The sequence below is a fragment of the Streptomyces sp. CB01373 genome (assembly GCF_002803075.1).
GTDB lineage: Bacteria > Actinomycetota > Actinomycetes > Streptomycetales > Streptomycetaceae > Streptomyces.
Window position 1 is genome coordinate 1 of record NZ_NNBK01000017.1, and the last position, 16,503, is coordinate 16,503.

The 16,503-nt window shown below is 68.5% G+C and carries 18 protein-coding genes and 4 pseudogenes; 12 read left to right on the top strand and 10 right to left on the bottom strand.

All coding sequences use genetic code 11. The annotated features are described in order from the left end of the window. Positions 1-68 precede the first annotated feature (68 nt). The gene (locus CG719_RS26155) at positions 69-860 is read left to right on the top strand and encodes an IS5 family transposase (RefSeq protein WP_199836791.1); all 792 of its coding nucleotides are present in this window, start codon (positions 69-71) and stop codon (positions 858-860) included. Between the two features lie 49 nt (positions 861-909). On the opposite strand, the gene CG719_RS26160 is transcribed toward CG719_RS26155, so the two are convergent. After that, positions 910-1,674, bottom strand: coding sequence for a GNAT family N-acetyltransferase (locus CG719_RS26160; protein WP_100571149.1), 765 nt, complete (start codon positions 1,672-1,674; stop codon positions 910-912). 133 nt (positions 1,675-1,807) lie between these two features. Here CG719_RS26160 and CG719_RS26165 point away from each other — a divergent pair. Then, positions 1,808-2,137 (top strand): annotated as a pseudogene (locus tag CG719_RS26165) (IS701 family transposase); the annotation flags it as partial. A gap of 256 nt (positions 2,138-2,393) precedes the next feature. Here the strand turns inward: CG719_RS26165 and CG719_RS36730 are convergent. Next, positions 2,394-2,591, bottom strand: a pseudogene (locus tag CG719_RS36730) (transposase); the annotation flags it as partial. 301 nt (positions 2,592-2,892) lie between these two features. Here CG719_RS36730 and CG719_RS26175 point away from each other — a divergent pair. Both CG719_RS26175 and CG719_RS26180 read left to right on the top strand, forming a co-directional pair. After that, on the top strand, positions 2,893-3,837 hold the full coding sequence (locus CG719_RS26175; RefSeq protein ID WP_159024954.1) for an SDR family NAD(P)-dependent oxidoreductase: 945 nt from the start codon (positions 2,893-2,895) through the stop codon (positions 3,835-3,837). Then, positions 3,834-4,439 (top strand): TetR/AcrR family transcriptional regulator, encoded by a 606-nt coding sequence (locus CG719_RS26180; protein WP_100571152.1) that lies wholly within the window; start codon positions 3,834-3,836, stop codon positions 4,437-4,439. Before CG719_RS26175 ends, CG719_RS26180 begins: the two co-directional genes overlap by 4 nt. 308 nt (positions 4,440-4,747) lie before the next feature. Here CG719_RS26180 and CG719_RS26185 read toward each other — a convergent pair whose 3' ends face one another. From CG719_RS26185 to CG719_RS26195, 3 genes are all read right to left on the bottom strand, one after another. Then, entirely contained in the window at positions 4,748-5,062 is a 315-nt protein-coding gene (locus CG719_RS26185; protein ID WP_100571153.1) for a hypothetical protein, read from the bottom strand. Beyond that, positions 5,059-5,691, bottom strand: a complete 633-nt coding sequence (locus tag CG719_RS26190) for a SigE family RNA polymerase sigma factor (RefSeq protein ID WP_100571154.1) — start codon at positions 5,689-5,691, stop codon at positions 5,059-5,061. Before CG719_RS26190 ends, CG719_RS26185 begins: the two co-directional genes overlap by 4 nt. 71 nt (positions 5,692-5,762) lie before the next feature. Beyond that, positions 5,763-6,077 (bottom strand): hypothetical protein, encoded by a 315-nt coding sequence (locus tag CG719_RS26195; protein ID WP_159024955.1) that lies wholly within the window; start codon positions 6,075-6,077, stop codon positions 5,763-5,765. Between the two features lie 252 nt (positions 6,078-6,329). On the opposite strand from CG719_RS26195, the pseudogene CG719_RS26200 reads away from it, so the two are divergent. Further along, a pseudogene (locus CG719_RS26200) lies at positions 6,330-6,979 on the top strand (ISAzo13 family transposase); the annotation flags it as partial. Positions 6,980-7,131: 152 nt separating this feature from the next. Here CG719_RS26200 and CG719_RS26205 read toward each other — a convergent pair. Beyond that, positions 7,132-8,205, bottom strand: a complete 1,074-nt coding sequence (locus CG719_RS26205; protein ID WP_100571156.1) for a hypothetical protein — start codon at positions 8,203-8,205, stop codon at positions 7,132-7,134. 343 nt (positions 8,206-8,548) lie between these two features. Between CG719_RS26205 and CG719_RS26210 the strand changes: the two genes are divergently transcribed. The 3 genes and pseudogenes from CG719_RS26210 to CG719_RS36735 all read left to right on the top strand — a co-directional run bounded on the left by CG719_RS26210 (position 8,549) and on the right by CG719_RS36735 (position 10,969). After that, complete coding sequence (locus CG719_RS26210; protein WP_234375769.1) at positions 8,549-9,637, top strand: peptidoglycan-binding domain-containing protein; 1,089 nt, start codon at positions 8,549-8,551, stop codon at positions 9,635-9,637. 287 nt (positions 9,638-9,924) lie between these two features. Beyond that, positions 9,925-10,398, top strand: a pseudogene (locus CG719_RS26215) (site-specific integrase); the annotation flags it as partial. Between the two features lie 55 nt (positions 10,399-10,453). Then, positions 10,454-10,969 carry a hypothetical protein gene (locus CG719_RS36735; protein ID WP_234375770.1) on the top strand — a complete coding sequence of 172 codons (516 nt, stop codon included), beginning with the start codon at positions 10,454-10,456 and terminating at the stop codon, positions 10,967-10,969. A gap of 182 nt (positions 10,970-11,151) precedes the next feature. Here CG719_RS36735 and CG719_RS26225 read toward each other — a convergent pair whose 3' ends face one another. Then, the gene (locus tag CG719_RS26225; RefSeq protein ID WP_100571157.1) at positions 11,152-11,544 is read right to left on the bottom strand and encodes a nuclear transport factor 2 family protein; all 393 of its coding nucleotides are present in this window, start codon (positions 11,542-11,544) and stop codon (positions 11,152-11,154) included. A 409-nt stretch (positions 11,545-11,953) separates the two neighbouring features. Here CG719_RS26225 and CG719_RS26230 point away from each other — a divergent pair, with 409 nt between their 5' ends. The 4 genes from CG719_RS26230 (at position 11,954) to CG719_RS36740 (ending at position 14,392) form a co-directional block, all read left to right on the top strand. Continuing rightward, complete coding sequence (locus tag CG719_RS26230; protein ID WP_100571158.1) at positions 11,954-12,172, top strand: hypothetical protein; 219 nt, start codon at positions 11,954-11,956, stop codon at positions 12,170-12,172. Positions 12,173-12,428: 256 nt separating this feature from the next. Next, positions 12,429-12,911 carry a hypothetical protein gene (locus tag CG719_RS26235; protein ID WP_199836784.1) on the top strand — a complete coding sequence of 161 codons (483 nt, stop codon included), beginning with the start codon at positions 12,429-12,431 and terminating at the stop codon, positions 12,909-12,911. A gap of 30 nt (positions 12,912-12,941) precedes the next feature. Next, positions 12,942-13,709 carry an SDR family oxidoreductase gene (locus tag CG719_RS26240; RefSeq protein ID WP_100571159.1) on the top strand — a complete coding sequence of 256 codons (768 nt, stop codon included), beginning with the start codon at positions 12,942-12,944 and terminating at the stop codon, positions 13,707-13,709. Next, positions 13,703-14,392: a DUF6233 domain-containing protein gene (locus CG719_RS36740; protein WP_234375771.1), complete on the top strand. Its 690-nt coding sequence runs from the start codon at positions 13,703-13,705 to the stop codon at positions 14,390-14,392. Before CG719_RS26240 ends, CG719_RS36740 begins: the two co-directional genes overlap by 7 nt. Here CG719_RS36740 and CG719_RS26245 read toward each other — a convergent pair. The 3 genes from CG719_RS26245 to CG719_RS26255 form a co-directional block, all read right to left on the bottom strand. After that, positions 14,386-15,009, bottom strand: coding sequence for a hypothetical protein (locus CG719_RS26245; protein WP_159024956.1), 624 nt, complete (start codon positions 15,007-15,009; stop codon positions 14,386-14,388). The two genes, CG719_RS36740 and CG719_RS26245, sit on opposite strands and share 7 nt — an antisense overlap. A gap of 252 nt (positions 15,010-15,261) precedes the next feature. Continuing rightward, on the bottom strand, positions 15,262-15,762 hold the full coding sequence (locus tag CG719_RS26250) for a hypothetical protein (protein ID WP_100571161.1): 501 nt from the start codon (positions 15,760-15,762) through the stop codon (positions 15,262-15,264). Between the two features lie 209 nt (positions 15,763-15,971). Then, a complete protein-coding gene (locus CG719_RS26255) occupies positions 15,972-16,463 on the bottom strand; it encodes a MarR family winged helix-turn-helix transcriptional regulator (RefSeq protein WP_100571162.1) in 492 nt (163 codons plus the stop codon). Between the last annotated feature and the right edge of the window lie 40 nt (positions 16,464-16,503).

Below are 16,503 nucleotides of genomic sequence, written 5' to 3' on the forward strand. Positions count from 1 at the left end.
CGATCTACCCCACGACCGAAGATCCTCCCAACGCGGTTACACCACTACAGGGGGCATGACCACCGGGTATTGCGCCGGGCCGAGCGGCCCTGTATGGGCGACAGTTGATCGACGGCATACGGTTCCGTGTTCGGACCGGTGTGCCGTGGCGGGACGTACCCGTCGAGTACGGACCATGGAGCCGGGTCTACGACTTGTTCCGCTGGTGGCAGCGGATCCTCACTCAGCTTCGATCCCTGGCCGACGCGAGAGGCGCAATCGTCCGGGACTTGAGCGTCGACTCCACGGTCTGCCGCGCTCACCAGCATGCGGCCGGGGCCCGCAAGCAGAGTGACCTGCAGAAGGAACCACCAGGCGGCATCTTCACCGAGCCTCGCGATCACGGGCTGGGAAGGTCGCGCGGCGGGTTCACCACCAAGCTGCACCTGGCGGTCGAGCAGGGCCAGAAGCCCATGTCGATCGTGGTGACGGCAGGGCAGCGTGGCGACTCGCCGGAGTTCGAAACGGTGCTGAAGAAGGTACGCGTGCCCTGCCTCGGGCCGGGCCGGCCGCGCGTCCGCCCCGATCGCGTGCGCGCTGACAAGGCGTACGCCTCCCGCAAGAACCGCGCCTACCTGCGCCGCCGTGGCATCCGCTGCACCATCCCGGACAAGGCCGACCATGCTCACAACCGCGAGGAGCGCGGCTCCCGCGGTGGCCGGCCGCCCGAGTTCAACGCCGAGGACTACAAGGCTCGGCATGTCGGCGAGTGCGGCATCACCCGCCTCAAAAGGAACCGGCCTGTGGCCACGAGATACGACAAGCTCGCGGGCCGCTACGAGGACACTGTCCTCGTAACGGCCATCAATGAGTGGCTGTGACCAGCCCATTCAGGGATGGCGGACGGACAGCCCGTGGAGTCTTGGCGGTTCAGAGGTTGATGGCATGTTCGACGAACTGACCGCAGGAGCGGAACCCCAGGCGGCGGTAGACGGGCTCGCCGTCGGCCGACGCCTGCAGGACCGCAATGCGGTGGTCTCGCTCGTGGGCCGTGCGGAGGGCCGCGAGCGTGATGGCGCCGCCGTAGCCGCGCCGGCGGTGGGCGGCCAGGGTGGAGATGTTGTAGATGCCGGCGACTCCCGCATGGTGGAACACCTCGGCGGAGCAGACCGGACGGTTCTCCACATAGCCCACCAGGTACCGGGCCGAGCAGGTCGCGGCCAGTGCCTGCGAAGCGGCCCGGGCGAAGAAGCGTCGGACGGTTTCGGCGGGCGGGTTCCAGTTCGCGGCGAGGACCGTGGCGTAGTCGGCGAGCTGCTCGGGCGTAGTCACCCTCCGGATGTCCAGTCCCGGGACGGCGGGAGGCGGCAGGGTGCCGTCCAGTTCGGCCCACATCGCCGTCTCGCGTTCGGACACCGGCAGACCGGCCGCCGCCAGGCGGGGGGTGAGGTCCACCGGTGTCGAGGCAGGGCCCACCCACCAGGAAAAACGGCGGCCGGTGCCTGCCAGCGTCCCGGCGGTCTCGGTGATGCGTGCCGCGGTGCCGGCGGCGGTGAAGCGGGCCGCGGCAACGATGTTGAACGTGTCGTCGTCCAGGCCACTGTCCGCGACCAGGAGGTCACCAGCCTCTGTGACGGTCGCACCAGACATACTCCGGTGCAGATGACAGGCGTGTTCCGCCAGGTTCCGTTCCATCCTGTCCGTCAAGTCGGCTTCATCAAGAAAATGATCATTCATAGCGATTGATCCCAGCACGACCAGGCGGAGATCGCATGCCATTTTAGGCAGTGTCGCGCCTACGACCAGCACTTTCGATACACGGCCTAGGTGGGTGACCGCGGATGCCGCCTACGGTTTCAGAAAGGGCTGGCGGTCCGAGTCGGAGCAGGCCGATGTCTACCACGTCATGGCCACCACCCGACACGACACCGTCGTCACCCGCTTGGGCGATCGACTCCACGATCTGTTCCCGGGCCTGCCGTGGCAGAAGTGGAAGCGCCGCTCGTGCGGCCAGGGGGCGCACGGCCCGCGGATCTATGACTGGGCACGTGTGGAGGTCAGGCCCTGGCACCGCGAAGACCGCCGACACTGGGTCCTCGCCCGCCGCAGCGTCAGCCGCCCGCAAGAGATCTCCTACTGCATCGCCTACTGCCCAGCCGACCCGAGCGTTCCTACCGGCAGTATCGACCTTGCGGCACCGAAGGTCACCTGTGGCGGCCTTACAGGCGAACGGGAAACGGGCGCCGACAGGCTTACCGGCCGTTCCGCTTGCTCGGCCTGCACCTGTCAGGGCCGGGGCGGGAGGAGGCTGGTCGAGTGGTGGATCCGGGTGCAGCGGAAGGGGTTTTGCACTGGATGGCGTCCGAGCCGTGGTCTCCTTCCCGCCGGCGGCGGACGCTGACCTGCGAGTGACGGCTGTGGTCACCTACGCCACTGCTCCGGCTGCACTTGGGCCACGCCTGCGGCTCACGGTCTGCCGCGGCGTGTCCGCGGTGGCCCGCGTACACCAAGTAGACGGCGACCTGGGCGTTTTCGTCCCCTCCCGGCGGTGCCGGTGTACTGGCGTTGACACCGACGGTGTGCGTGCTCTTCTTCACATCCCCGGTCTCGTCCGAGCAACGGCCGGTGGTGCAAGTGGAGCTGCTCCACCTCCGACAAGTTCGCCGCCCCGAGCGCGATCCCGATCGCGAGGAGCACCAATGCCCCGGCGCGTTCCCGCACGACCAGTCTCTTCCCGTCAGCCACCACGGACAGCCGTCGGTCCCACCCTGTGCACGCCGTGGATGTAGATCCGTTCGAGCCTGGGAATGCGGGCCGGCGTGTCAGGTGCGGTTTCGTCGCTCAATGTGGAAGTGAGGCATGGCATGTTACGGTACTGGGTACCACTTGGAACTTGATACCAAGGAGTCTGCCATGGACAGCCGGACCATCGTGTTGACCGGCGTGACCCGCGGTTTCGGCCGCGAGTCCGTCGAGTTGCTGATCCGGGAACGGCCGCAGGACCACTACGTCCTGCTGGCTCGCCGCGGCGGCGAACGCCTCGCTGCGGAACTCGCCCAGGCCACCGGCGCTTCCGCGGTCACAGGCGTCGACTGTGACCTCGCTTCGCTCGCCGAGATCAGGCGGGCGGTGGAGGAGATTCTGCGTGGGCTCGACACCGGGTACCTGCCGCCGCTCGGCGGCTATCTCGGCAACGCCGGCCTGACGGTCACGACCACCGAGAAACGCACCACGGACGGGTACGAGATGACCTTCGGGGTCAATGTGCTGTCCCACTATCTGCTCGTCAGGGAGCTGCTGCCCCGGTTCACCGGTCCGGGCTGGATCGTGCTCACCTCGAGCGACTGCCACTTCGGGCAGTTCCGCCATACGCTCGGCGCCACGCCGCCGCCGCGCTGGGAGACGCCGGAACGACTGGCCACGCCTCGTGCTGGTGGGGCGCGGGAGGCCGGGCGGGCGTACGCGACCAGCAAACTCGGCGTCATCCACCTGACCCACGCGCTGGCCCGCCGCCTGCCCGAGAGCGTCGGCGTCTACTCCTACAACCCGGCGCTCGTTGCGGGCACCGATTTCTTCCGCCACGCCCCGGAGCCCGTGCGGGGCGTACTCAACGGATTCTTCCAGCTTCAGCGATTCCTCGGCCGGGGCATGACGTCGCAGCAGGCGGGCGCGCGCCTTGCTGAGACGATCCTGACCGGGCTGACCGCCCGGACCGGGTCCTACCTCGATCGTGGCCGCAACGTGCCGTCGTCGCCGGAGTCGCACGACGAGGCCCGCGAGGAGGAGCTGTGGCGCGAGGCCGGCCACCTCGTCGACGCTGACCGCGGGGCGGGACGGGCGGATATCCTGGCCGAATGAGCGCGAACAAGTTTCCGGTGGAGTCATTGCGGGACCGCAAACGCCGCCAGACCCGGGAACGGATCATCGAGACGGCCTTCGCGCTCTTCGCGGAGCGGGGGTTCGATGTCGTCACCGTGGACGAGATCGCCCAGCGGGCCGAGATCGGCCGTACCACCTTCTTCCGCTACTTCGGCGACAAGCAGGAAGTCGTCTTCTCCACCGAGGACGACTTCCTGCGCGCGCTCACCGCGGCCATGCGCGATGCGCCCACCGAGCCGCTCCAGGATCTCGCGCAGGCACTGGCCACATCTCGGCGGCTGCTGCTCGTGATCTGCACCGAGGCCGCCCGCAACCCGGGCCACTACGCGGTTTACCACCGTCTGGTCAAGGAGCACCCCGAGCTCGAAGACCGCCACACCCGCAAGACCCGGCACTACGCCGACCTCCTCGAGAAGCACCTGATCGACCACGGCACCCCGCCGGCCACCGCCGTCCTCGCCGCCCAGTTGACCGTCGCCTGCTACCAGGCGGCGTGGCGCCTCGGCAGCCACGACGCGACGGCGGTGCTCCGCGAGGCGAATGACGCCTTCGACCTCCTGCTGGGCGCCACCGCCGCATAACCGGCGGACCGGCCTTCGCTCAGCCGGGACATCCGCCACCTCGCAGCGGGCTCGACCACCAATCCAGCACTCGGGCAGATACGGTTCCCGATCAGTCGGCAACGACGTGTCTCCGTCCGACGTAGCGGGCGTCGAACAGCTGGCGGACGGCGTCCAGGTTGGCTTCGTTCACGAGGATGCGTTCTGACGCAACTTCAGTGATCCCCAGCGGTCGGTTTGCTGACTACCGCGACAGCCGCGATCCCATGTCTGACCAGCGAAAGTCACACACGAGCTTCGGAAAGAGAACGACCTCTGTCAGAGCCCTACTAGGGCGTGGATGCGACGGGGGAGGGCACCGGGTACGGGACGGTGGAGGTAGGGGTGACGGTGGGGGTGGAATGTCGTGCGGGCGGTGCCGGGCGGGGGCGGTCCGGGGTGTTGGAGGACAGCAGGAGGACGACGGCGGCTGCGGCCGCCGCGGTGGCGGCTGCGGCAACGTACAGCACCCGCCGGATCTTGCGTGTGCCCCAGGTACTTCCGGCAGGCGGGCGGGCGGGTGACAGGTCGTGGGCGCTGATGAGCTGCCCGCGTGCTTCAAGCGCAGCGCGCAGTCGTTCCTCGATCGGTGCCCGAGTACTCATCTGCCCACCTCCAAGAGTTTTTCCAGCGTGGCGAGCGCGCGGCTCGCGGTCGACTTAACGGTGCCACGGGACACGCCGAGGGTCTCGGCGATCTGCGCCTCGGTCAGGTCGGACCAGTAACGCAGGACCAGTACCTCGCGCTGGCGCGCGGTGAGCTGCGCCAGCGCGTCGAAGACCTGCCGGTGCTCCTCGGCGAGCAGCAGCAGCTCGTCGACCGGCGCCCCCGGGCCCTGGTACGGCGGGGTGTACGCGCGTGCGGTGCGCCGCCGACGCAGCACCGAGCGGGCGGCGTTGACCACCGCGGTGTGGAGGTAGGCATGCGCGTCCTGGAGGTCGTCCAGCCGTTCGCCGTGCCGACGGCAGACGGCGGCGAAGGCATCCTGGACGACGTCCTCGGCGGTGTGCAGGTCGTCCACCAGGAAGACCGCCAGCCGGACCATGTCGAGCCGCCGGGTCCGGTACAGATCGGCGAGTGTGGGGGAATCCTCCTCGCTGTCCCGGTCGGCCACCGAACGCAGATGCCCGAATCGTCGGCCGGGGTGCGGCGCGCCCGACGCCGGAGTGGAGGAGGTAGTCCGGGCGCGGCGCAGTAGCCGGGCCCACCAGGGCAGGTCAAGGGTGAGCTGCATCGTCCTCGTTCACATCAGGGGTACGGCGGGGCCGGCTCCTGTCCGGCCCCGCCACGCCTATGGTCGGCGGCTCAGCGGCTGGTGTTACCCGTGTAGGGCTTGCCGTTCGCGTCACCCGGGACCGGGGTCGGGTCGGTGTCGGCGGAGGTCTGCTTGCCCGGGGTGGAGGGCACGGCAGACGGGTAGGGCTTGCCGTTCGCGTCACCCGGGACCGGGGTCGGGTCGGTGTCGGCAGAGGTCTGCTTGCCCGGGGTGGAGGGCACGGGCTTCGGGTCGGCCGTGGCCGACGTGCCCGACTTGGCCGGGTGCGCGTGGCCGGCGGTGGCCGCCTGGGCGGCGATGCCGCCGCCCACCACCAGGGCGAGACCGGCAGTCGACCCCAGCACCCAGGTGCGAAGGGAACGGTTTGACTTCTTGGCGCGGATGTGCCGCATAGGAAACGACTCCAAAGAGTTCGTGGACAACGCTGACAGGTCAGGCAGCACCGGGACTGAAAATCCCGTCCCGTAAACCGCCTTTCACCCCACCAGACGTGCGGCCCCACCCGAGGTTGTCGAGATCCGCAAAAAAATCCGCAGCCTTCGTGGGGCCAGCCGGCCGTCTCCTCGTCATGGGCAATGCGGCCCCGTACGTGATGCCTGGGGATCGAGGTGGTCCTGGCGGCGAAGTTCCAGGTGTTGCCGCATCTGGACGAGCGTCAGCGTCGCCTGGCCATAGGGGCAGAAGCACTGTCGCTGGGGCATGGTGGGATCAGGCTCGTCGCTGCCGCGGCCGGGGCCGGGGTTCGGGAGGGCACGGTCCGCGCGGAGCGGCTGAACTGGAGGCTGGTCGGGCTCTGTTGGGGCGGGTGCGTCGTCCTGGTGGGAGCCGGAAGAAGACTGTGGACCTTGATCCGGGGCTGCGGCCGGCGCTGCTTGCGCTGGTCGAGCCCGACGAGCGGGGTGACCCGATGTCGGCGCTGCGGTGGACGACGAAGTCGACGCGGAAGCTGGCAGGGGAGCTGACACGGCAGGGCCACCGGGGCTCCGCCGACACGGTTGCCGGCCTGCTGCGGGAGGAAGGCTTCAGTCTTCAAGCCAACGCCAAGACCATCGAGAGTGCTCAGCACCCCGACAGGGACGCCCAGTTCCGCTACCTCAATGAGCAGGCACGAGACCACAGGGACGCCGGTGACCCGGTGATCAGCGTGGACAGCAAGAAGAAGGAGCTGATCGGCGATCACAAGAACGCCGGGCGCGAATGGCGGCCCGCAGGGCAGCCCGTGAGGGTCAAGACGCACGACTTCCCCGGCCAGGCCGAGAAAGCGATATGGCTTTGCGATGTCGGTTCGTTTTGACGTCGCCCAGGGGCTTGCGGTGGGAGGGGGCGTGTGTTTCTGCCGCAGGCGGCTACGGGGAAGTCGCAGTCGACGGGTTGATCTTTTCGCCGCGATCCGCCTGATCACCCTGGCGCCGCATCAGGCTCCTGCTGTCCGATCCGGCGGATCGCCTCCAACGGGTAGGGGGTTGCCCGGCTCTCCTGCTGGAATCGGCGATAGAAGTCCCCCGTCACCGCGGCGACCGGCGCGTATCGGACAAGAACTGCCGCGACGGCCGCCGGAATGTCCCCCGGGGCCACCCCCTGGGCACAGGCGTGCACGAACGCCCTGCGTTCTTCCGGCCCGTACCCGTACAGGGCGACGGCCAGCCAGTTCACCAGGTGTGTGACGCTGTAGCACTGGTCGTAGATGCGGTGCCGGTCGAAGAAGTCGGTCTCTTCCTGTGTGAGCTCGAAGCGGGAGGAGATCGCGAGGCCGTAGTCTGCGAAGAAGAGCCGCCGGCCGTCGGTCAGGATGTTCTCGAAGTGGGCGTCGAAGTGCAGCAGCCCGCGGGCGTTCATGAAGGAGATGCCGGCGTTCAGCTCGTTGTCCACCATGGCGCAGGCCCGCTCGGCCGCCTCGTTACCGGCCCCGACCTGGATGCCCAGCCAGTCGTGCAGGTTTTGCGGGATGTACTCCAGGAACAGCATGAGGCTGGCCGAGGACTGCTGGAGAGCCTCGATCCGGCTGCGTACCTCCGATCCGCCTCCCCAGTAGGCGACAGCTCGTTCCACGTCGGCCAGTTCTTCGGGAAGGGGCTGGCCACGGCCTGGTAGCACTCGCCAGTGGTACATCAGGGGGAAACCCTCGTAGTCTCCCGCGATCACCCAGTTCGTTGTCATGGTGTGCACGGCCAGCTCCCGCCAGGCACCGAACCCCGGGCCGCCGATACTGCCGACGCCGTAGTGGCAGAAGGTCGGCAATCCGAACAGATTCGCCGTGGAGTGAACGTTCTCCGGCCGTCGCTCCAGATCGGTCAGGCGTATCTGCTTGACGAAGACCGAGGCTCCGTCGACCTCCAGCAGCACTGTCTTCCCGCCGATGCCGGAACCGATCGGCGTGGCGGCGTCCAGGAGCTCGTGCAGTCGGCGATCACTGCTCAGCGCCAGAGCTGTGGAAACGGCACCGTGGGCGGCCAGACGCGCACCGCGGGACATGTCAGGGCTCTTCACCTATGCCTCCAGCCGGACACCCGCCTCTCGCTTCAACGAGCACGCGGGCAGGAGTTGCCGCCACCCTCTCACGTCCAGGGCGACGATCCGCTCCCGAGGCCTGAGGACTGCCGCAGCGTCCCAGTGACATCCATCCACATCGATATCAATCACGAAAAAGCCCCGCGAGTGACTCCCGAACTCACCTCGAAACGGCCATGGGTCCGGCTTCCAAAGGAACAGCGGTACGCCAACTCTTCACCTCGTCGGCGCCGCCCAGCAGGGCGGCGAAGCACCCCACGCTTCCGCCGCAAGCGGACTGGCCGGGAAACACGAACGAGGACAAGACATGCGTAAGAACGTCAGGAACCTTCTGCTCCAGGGCCTCGCGGCCGTGCTCCTCGCCGGCGGCGCGCTGGGTGCGGTGAACGCCACCGGCGACGAGGCCAACGCCTCGACGAAGCCGGGCCCCCGCAGCGGCTCCCACGCCACTCCCCTGAACCTGGTGTGGCCGACGCTGAAGCCCGGCTCCAGGGGCGCCGATACCCTGACCGCCCAGCACCTCCTGGCCGCCCGCGGACACCGCCTCACCGCCGACGGCGTCTTCGGCCAGAAGACCGCCCAAGCGGTGAGGGACTTTCAGAGGAAGAACCGCCTCGCCGCCGACGGAGTCATCGGCCCCAACACCTGGACCAAACTGACCAACCTCACCGTCGCCCCCGGCGCCCGGGGCCAGGCGGTCAAGGCCGTCCAGGTCCAGCTCGGCGTGAGGGCCGACGGCATCTTCGGCAAGAAGACGAAGACCGCGGTCAGCAACTTCCAGAAGAAGAACCGCCTCCCGGTCGACGGCGTCGTCAGGCCGGCGACCTGGCACCGGTTCATCGCCGGCACCACCACCCCCGCCATCCCCACATCGGGCCGCGACGTCCGCCTGGACCACCGACTGGCCCTCCAGCAGCTCGCCGCCGCCAGCATCAAGGCCCCCGTCGGCCGCACCTCCCTCGACGGCGTCCGCGCCCGCACCATCCAGGGCGTCATCGCCCTGAAGAAGGTCAGCCGCTGCACCATCACCATCACCGGCGGCACCGAGTCCGGCCACAGCAACGGCAAGTACTCCCACGCCAACGGCTACAAGCTCGACCTGCGCACCCGCGACGAGGGCCGCTGTATCACCGACTGGATCAAGACCACCCAGCGCAAGGACAAGCCCCGCGGCAACGACCCCCGCCGGCACGGCACCCTCAACGGCATCTCCGCCGAATACGTCTACGAGACCCCCGCAACGGCGGCGTCCACTGGGACATCACCTTCAAGTAGGCCCACCTCCTGCCCCACCCGCGGCCGCGCCTCCTTCTGGGCGCGGCTGCAGCCGTGCGTGGCCTTCCCCGGCCGACCAGTTCAGAACGGGAACCGCAGCCGTAAGGGGCCCGTACGATGACCGCGTGACAGCCCGCCGCGCTCTTGGCGCTGGTCCCCAGGATTCTGTGCAGATCCGTGCCGCCCAGGCCGACCTTCTCGCCTCCCTGCCCACAGTCCGGCTCCCCGACCTTGACGAGCTGCGGGCCCGCGGGGCACTCGGGGCACACTCGGCGACATCCTTGCCGGCCCCACGCCGGACCCTCGGAGCCGGCAGTCGTACCGACGAGGAGCTACCGCGTAGATAGTGCCGTATCAGGCACAGCGTTTCTCGGAGGGTTCCGGAGCCAGTTGGTGATCACCGGGTCTGCCGTGGGCCGGCTCATCGCCCGGCGCGAGGTCCACCTGCGGGAGAAGACGCAGTGGCGGATGCTCTACGAGACCGCCGGGCGGTCCGAGAAGATCCTCGGCGTGAACATCGAGGACTTGGACCTCGCCGCCCGCCGCTGCCTGGTCAAAGCCAAGGGCGCCCGCAGCAAGGCCCGCGGCCGAGGACAGGCGTGCGAGGACTTCGTGCCGGAGGCGGTCTACTGGGACGCCGGCACTGCCCGGCTCCTGCCCCGACTGCTGCGGGGCCGCACCCGTGGCCCGGTGTTCGTCACCCATCGCCGTCCCGGTCCGGGGAAGGTGGTCAGCCCGTGCGACGTCTGCCCGGACACCGGGCTGGCCCGCCTCTCCTACGGTCAGGCCCGCGCCCTGCTTGATGAGCACACCGCCGTGCGCGGACGGGGGACAAGCTGGGACCTGCACGAGTACCGCCATTCCGCCCTCACCCACCTCGGATGGCATCCTTGGGTTTATGCCTTGACTTCGATCCAAGGATTGAGACCTTGGGTTCATGCCAAGCAATGAGAAGCCTCGCCTCATCCCGACCGGCAAGTGCTGGTGCGGCTGCGGGAAGGACGTCGGCCTGGGCAAGTTTTTCGCCGCCGGCCACGACAAGATCGCCGAAGCAGCGCTCATGGCCCTCAAGTACGACGGGTCCGTTGCTCAACTGCTTCACGCCCACGGCTTCGGCTCGCACCATTCCGTCCGCCACGCCGCCGTCACCGATCCGGACTGCTCGTGGGAGAAGTGCTCCGACTGCAACTACAGCGGCGCCCCTGCCAGTATCGCCAACCACCGCAAGAAGGATCATCCCGACCGGCATGTCCTCGCCCAGGCGATTCGCGCCCTCGGCGGCACCTGGGATCCGCAGCGGGCCATCAAGACCCTCAGCGACCACGGCCACACGTGGGAAGACCAAAGGGCAGCGGAGAAACGGGTCCGGCAGATCCTGCGCGACCTGTGCGCGGACGGGCTCATCGTCAAAGCCGACCCGCAACGGGCTGTCTACGACCTCGCTCAGGAGTAGAGCCGGGGAAGCCGCGGTACCCAACGGCGAGCGAGCCGAGCATGCGGTAGGCCGTCGCCCGCATGTGCGGCGGGTCCTGCCCGAACCGTTCCGTCAGGAACGCTCCGTCGTCCGTCGCCCACATGTCCCGCCACTCCTCCGGTTGCCCCACCTGGCTGAACACCCCGTCAAAGCAGGGGTGTTCAGCCCTCGGGGACGGGGGTGGCCTGGTGGTAGTAGAGCCGCCATCCGGTGTCGCCCTCGCCCTTGCGCCAGAGGGAGCTGCGGCGGGCCCGGCGGCCGGCGATGACGCTCTCGTACGTCAGGTGCACGAGGTCCGGGGCGAGGAGCACCCCGCGCATGCCGGAGGCCTCGATGCGCGGGCTGTCCGCTCCGCCGTGCAGGGTGGGCAGGGCCGCGACCATCTCCTCGTACGTCCAGCGCCGCCCGGAGGCTCCGACCTCGACGAACTCGGGGTCGAACAGCCGGACGCCGACGGCGGAGGCCCGGACGGCGGGGTCGTGCAAACGCAGTTCACCGTCCTTCGCGGCGGCGATCGCGGCCTGTTCCTCGGGGTTCTCAGTCGTGTCGATCATGGACGCATCCTCTCCCGCCCCGGAGCCCTCGGCAAAGGGTCTTCGGGTCCCCGTCCGTTGGCCAAAGTGGAGAACATGGCATTCCGGGCAGCGGCGTGCCTGGTCGCCTCTCAGCTGCGTCATGGAGTTCAACTGGGGTGACTCGATCTGGAACTGATGTTGACGAAGCGTCCCTCCGACACATACTTCTCGAAGTCGAGCACTCCGGGCGGAGAAAGCCCGCCGGCGCGGGATGACAACAACACGTTCAACACAGACGCCGTGCTGTTCGACGGCACCAAGACGGCCCTGGGGATCCTCGGCAGGGGCGTCGCGCTGAGGGCCGCTGCGATGAAGGCCGCGCCGCACGTCAAGAGCGGGCTGATCAGCTTTGGCGAGCTCGTGCACGGGGCAGTGAGGTGTCGAGCGCATGTACCGGCACGATGCGGGAGCCCTCCTTTACGCCCCCCTGCGCACCACGATCCATGAGTCCCCCTCGGGGGAGACGCTGTTCGCCATCGACCGGCCCAGCGACACGGTCGCCGCGCTCGGCCGACCCGAGATCACGGAAGTGGGACGCGAGCTGGACCGCAGGGTCGGAGCTCTTCTGCGTCATCTGGGGGTCGCAGTGCCCGACGAACTGACGTGACCAGACCATCCGTCAGCGTTCACGGTGGGACACGTAAGACCCGCGCCGCCCGCCGGCGGCACCTGTTCAGCAAACGGATGGTCGATGATCGCTGTCGACTCGTCATCGGAAGCGCAAGGCGCGTGGCCCCGCCTTCACCCCGAACAACCGCCATCAGCGGCGTCGCATCTCTCACTGCCGCGTTGGTCCAAGCCGTCACCCGGCCGCCGCCTCCCGTCGAGCAGCTCCCCGATGCGGGCCCCGACCCGGTCGCCGTGTGAGCGGCAACCCGGCACTGGCGGGCAACCGGCCAGGGCACGCCCCGATCGCCGCGGCTGATCAATCCCGGGTGATCGCCGCCCCGCTACTCGACCCCGAGCCACACGACCGCGCCATCTACACCCTGCACGGCCCCGTCGAAATGAACCACCACGACATCGCCAGGGCCATCTCCACGACACTTGGCATCCCGGTGCACTACGAACCGATCAGCGTCGAGGAGTTCGCCTCGGCCATGGACGAACGCGGGCTGCACGCGCATCTCATCCAACACTTGAGCAACGTCGCCGTCGACTACCAGAACGGCGTGTTCGCCGGCACGAACGACAACGTCGAGCAGATCGGCCACCACGCGCCCCTGACCGTCGAACAGTTCGTCACCGAGCGCACGTCCGACTTCGACACCAGCGGCCCCAACTTCGCCCCTCCCAGGCAGGCCGTTCCATTCGGCTCCGGTATCCACCCACGGCCCCGCCGGTGAACATCGAACTCAGCAGCTAGGAGAATCACTATGGCGTCCGTCCTCATCACCGGCGCGTCCAAAGGAATAGGGCGAGCCATCGCCATCGAACTGGCGCATCGTGGTCATCGAGTGATCGTCACCGCTCGCCGTCCCGAGACCCTGGCCGACCCACCCGTGGAGCAGCGCCTGCGCCTCGACGTCACCGATCAGGCCAGCGTCGACCAGGCCATCAAGGACGCCGGGGAGATCGACGTCCTGGTCAGCAACGCCGGTGCGACGGTACGCGCGCCGCTGGAGACCGTCCCGCTCGCGGACGTGGAACAGCTCTACCAGCTCAACACCCTGGGGGCGTTGCGCGTCGCGCAGGGGGTGCTGCCGGCGATGCGGGAACGAGGATCTGGCCGGCTCATCTTCGTCTCCAGTGTCCAAGGGCGACTGGTATTGCCGATCACCGGCCCCTACGCAGCCAGCAAGTGGGCACTGGAGGCGATCGCCGAGACACTCGCCATCGAGACCGGTCACTTCGGCATCAAGGTGAGCATCGTGCAGCCGGGCGCCGTCTCCACGAATGGCGCCAAGCAAGCCCAAGCATTTGTCGGGGAGGACAGCCCCTACGCCCCGCTCTATGAGCAACTGACCGCCCTGCGCGGCGAGGCCATCACTCCCGAGGAAGTGGCCGCGGTCGTCGCCGACACGATCGAGGAACCCGCACCTGCCCTGCGCGAGTCTGCCGGTGCCCCAGCCGAACGATCCCTGAAGGCACGCAAGGAGGCGCCCGAAAGCGAGCCCTTCCTACTGGCCGGGATCGATTGGTAGGGGCAGCCGGGTGTGATGCGGGCGGGCCTACGGCGAAGAGGACCGAGTGGATCGTCGAACTCGGCATCGGGGCCGGCCGGCCGCCGACGCAGGTCCACCGGGACGCCTGTTACTTGGTGGGCAAGCGGCATCGCCCGTTCGGCCGTGAGGTGGCGAGCGCGGCGGCCGCGCTGTCGGCGCCGACTGCTGCGAGAGTGACTTCAATCCGAGCAGGGCGGCGGCAATGCCCTGCCGTCGTCCGGCTCCGCGGATGCCGGATGCGGCGCCTCCTCGAACGACTTCCGCCGTGGCAGCCTCTCCGCCTTCGCCACCCCAGCAGCAGCCCGAGCCAACTGCGCGAGCAGCTGATCGAACGCTGCCGGCCCCGACAGCTCCCGCAATCTGCGACTCCTGCTCATACCGGCCCAACGCCCCGGCGCACCGCACGTAACCGCAATGCACCCGAACGGAGCACCGCCGCGGGAAGATCAGCGTCCATCGCCACGGCTGTCGCTCGGCGCACTGACAAGCGCACCCGGTCAGGGCGAAGTGCCTGCTGGGTTCTGCGGTTTGATGATCCGGGTGATCTCCACGGCGCTTGGAGGCGTAGGCGGCCTGTGGCCGACGGGGCCCATACTGTGCGGTCTTCCACTGCTGCGCGGCTGTACCTACGCGTTGCGCCAGAGTTGGTTCGAAGTCACTGACACGTCCCGGTCGTGGTGGGGGCGGTCATGGTCCGGACAGTGTGGGGGCCTACGGTGCAGGTCCAGGCGACGCCTTCAGTGGTCGGTTCGGGGTGGGTGCCGATTCGGTGGTCCGGGCAGAGTGGCCAGACGATGTGGTGGCGTCGGGCGAGGTAGTCCTGGGTTGCGCCTGCCGTTTCCTGGAAGATGCCGAGGGGGTCCAGGGACAGGATCTCGGTGGTGTAGACGTTGACTTGGCCTGCGGGTTCGAGGGGTTCGGGGTGCAGGATGTGCGGGATGAGGGTGAGGGGAGTCGGGGCTTTCAGGTCGATGTCGGCCGCGTTCAGGAAGTAGTCGACCGCCTGGTTGGTGAGTTCCAGGCGGCGGTCCAGGATGAGCGGGGCGATCATGTCAGCGGGCATGGACCCGTTGCCGGTGAACAGGTCCCAGAGCCATGCGCGGGTCTCGGGCGGGTTGACTGGGATGGTGAGTTCGTTGTCGAGGTAGGTGCACCAGTCGTTGAAGGCTTCGGTTCCGGGGGCGGGTGGGGTGGGAGCGGAGTTCATCGGGGTGTGGGCCTCGTCGGAGTGCAGGAGCGGGGGCGTCAGGCACTCGCTGTGAACTGGCCTTGCCCGCATGCTGGTTGGTGTTGATCGTTTGGTGTGTGCTACGTGCTGCTTGGGCGTGCCTTATGTCTATCGGCCGCCTCCGGAGAAGGATTCGCCGAGGGTCTGGTAGACCTTGATGCCGCCGAGGAGCCAGGCCACTCCGTGGATTTCGAGAAGGACGGAGTCTCCGGGGTCCATGCGGTAGCTGACGACGCCCTGCAGTGGTCGGGACCGCCGGCCCGCCGTGACCGCGCTCGGCCCAGACGTCCACGAAGGCCGTGCCTACTGCGGCAGGTTGGCCTTGTGTGCCTTGCGGAAGATGTCTCCGCACGTGGGGGAGGGCACCGACTCGCGGGCCGCAAGGACGGTCAGCGTACGGCGCACTTCCGTGCCCAGCCGAAGGAGTTGGAGACTGGTCTGGCCGCCCCTATAGGCGTGCAGGCGGAGGACTTTGACCGCGATTTCGTCGCGGTCGTCGGCGAAGGTCTCTGGGAGCCCGGCGAGCAGTTCGAAGTCTTGCTTGCCGGTCGCCGCGTCGGCCACGGCGCTGAGGCGCAGGGTCTCGAACTCTGCTGCGGACAAGGAAGTGTCCACCGCGACAGCGTGGGCGGCCAGGGCCGCGAAGACCTCCATGAGTCGTTCCCCCACCGCCACGTCAATGCCCCAGAGGTGCAGCCGCTCTTGGCGGCGATCCTGGCGCCATGGCTCCTGGTCCAGCAGTGGTAGCAGGACGCGACCCAGGTACGCGCAGCGACGCCACAGCGTGTCGTGGTCCGAGGTCATGGTCGATCCTCTCCGCAGTAGTTGGAGGGCCTGCCGCCCGAGCCGCGCAGGCCCTCCAACTTCCCACTACACGCAGGCCAGGTACAGGACGGGACCGCCACCATGAACAGCTCCAGGGTCAGCAGGACTCTTCCGTCAGCACTGGACGGCAGCGCACAAGTTCGTACGCCTCCGGCCCCACTCCGCGTCCCCCGCGTGTCCGGCAGATGTCACCCGCAGTCGGGAGCCTCCTCCAGGGCCGCCGCGTCGAGGGCCATGGTCAGCCGGTCGAGGCGGGCGCGCAGCTCGCGGACCTCGTCGAGGGTGAAACCGGTCGCCGCGCCGATCCGGTGCGGCACCCGGAGCGCGCGCTCGCGCAGTGCCGCGCCCTCCTCGGTGAGCCGCACCTCGACCGACCGCTCGTCGCGTGCGCTGCGCTCCCGATGCACCAGACCGGCCGCTTCCAGCCGCTTGAGCAGCGGGGACAGGGTGCCGGAGTCCAGCCGCAGATGCTCGCCGAGCCGCTTCACGGGCGTGTCGCCGTGCTCCCAGAGCACCAGCATCACCAGATATTGCGGGTAGGTCAGCCCGAGCTCCTTGAGGATCACGCGGTAGACGCCGTTGAAGGCGCGTGAGGCGGCATGCAGCGAGAAGCAGATCTGGCGGTCCAGACGCAGCCACTCCTCGTCCGGCCGGGCGCTGGGCGGAACCTCGGTAGTCATACGGCCAGGATAACTGGACACCACGCCATTTGATTGTGCA

Excerpts from the sequence above, each read along its gene's own strand:
- CG719_RS26230 (WP_100571158.1), top strand. The coding sequence starts at position 11,954 with ATGTACCGGCACGATGCGGGAGCCCTCCTTTACGCCCCCCTGCGCACC.
- CG719_RS36735 (WP_234375770.1), top strand. The coding sequence starts at position 10,454 with ATGCCAAGCAATGAGAAGCCTCGCCTCATCCCGACCGGCAAGTGCTGG.
- CG719_RS26185 (WP_100571153.1), bottom strand. The coding sequence starts at position 5,062 with ATGAGTACTCGGGCACCGATCGAGGAACGACTGCGCGCTGCGCTTGAA.
- CG719_RS26250 (WP_100571161.1), bottom strand. The coding sequence starts at position 15,762 with ATGACCTCGGACCACGACACGCTGTGGCGTCGCTGCGCGTACCTGGGT.
- CG719_RS26255 (WP_100571162.1), bottom strand. The coding sequence starts at position 16,463 with ATGACTACCGAGGTTCCGCCCAGCGCCCGGCCGGACGAGGAGTGGCTG.
- CG719_RS26240 (WP_100571159.1), top strand. The coding sequence starts at position 12,942 with ATGGCGTCCGTCCTCATCACCGGCGCGTCCAAAGGAATAGGGCGAGCC.
- CG719_RS26190 (WP_100571154.1), bottom strand. The coding sequence starts at position 5,691 with ATGCAGCTCACCCTTGACCTGCCCTGGTGGGCCCGGCTACTGCGCCGC.
- CG719_RS26180 (WP_100571152.1), top strand. The coding sequence starts at position 3,834 with ATGAGCGCGAACAAGTTTCCGGTGGAGTCATTGCGGGACCGCAAACGC.
- CG719_RS26225 (WP_100571157.1), bottom strand. The coding sequence starts at position 11,544 with ATGATCGACACGACTGAGAACCCCGAGGAACAGGCCGCGATCGCCGCC.
- CG719_RS26160 (WP_100571149.1), bottom strand. The coding sequence starts at position 1,674 with ATGGAACGGAACCTGGCGGAACACGCCTGTCATCTGCACCGGAGTATG.
- CG719_RS26245 (WP_159024956.1), bottom strand. The coding sequence starts at position 15,009 with ATGCGGGCAAGGCCAGTTCACAGCGAGTGCCTGACGCCCCCGCTCCTG.
- CG719_RS26210 (WP_234375769.1), top strand. The coding sequence starts at position 8,549 with ATGCGTAAGAACGTCAGGAACCTTCTGCTCCAGGGCCTCGCGGCCGTG.
- CG719_RS26205 (WP_100571156.1), bottom strand. The coding sequence starts at position 8,205 with ATGTCCCGCGGTGCGCGTCTGGCCGCCCACGGTGCCGTTTCCACAGCT.
- CG719_RS26175 (WP_159024954.1), top strand. The coding sequence starts at position 2,893 with ATGGACAGCCGGACCATCGTGTTGACCGGCGTGACCCGCGGTTTCGGC.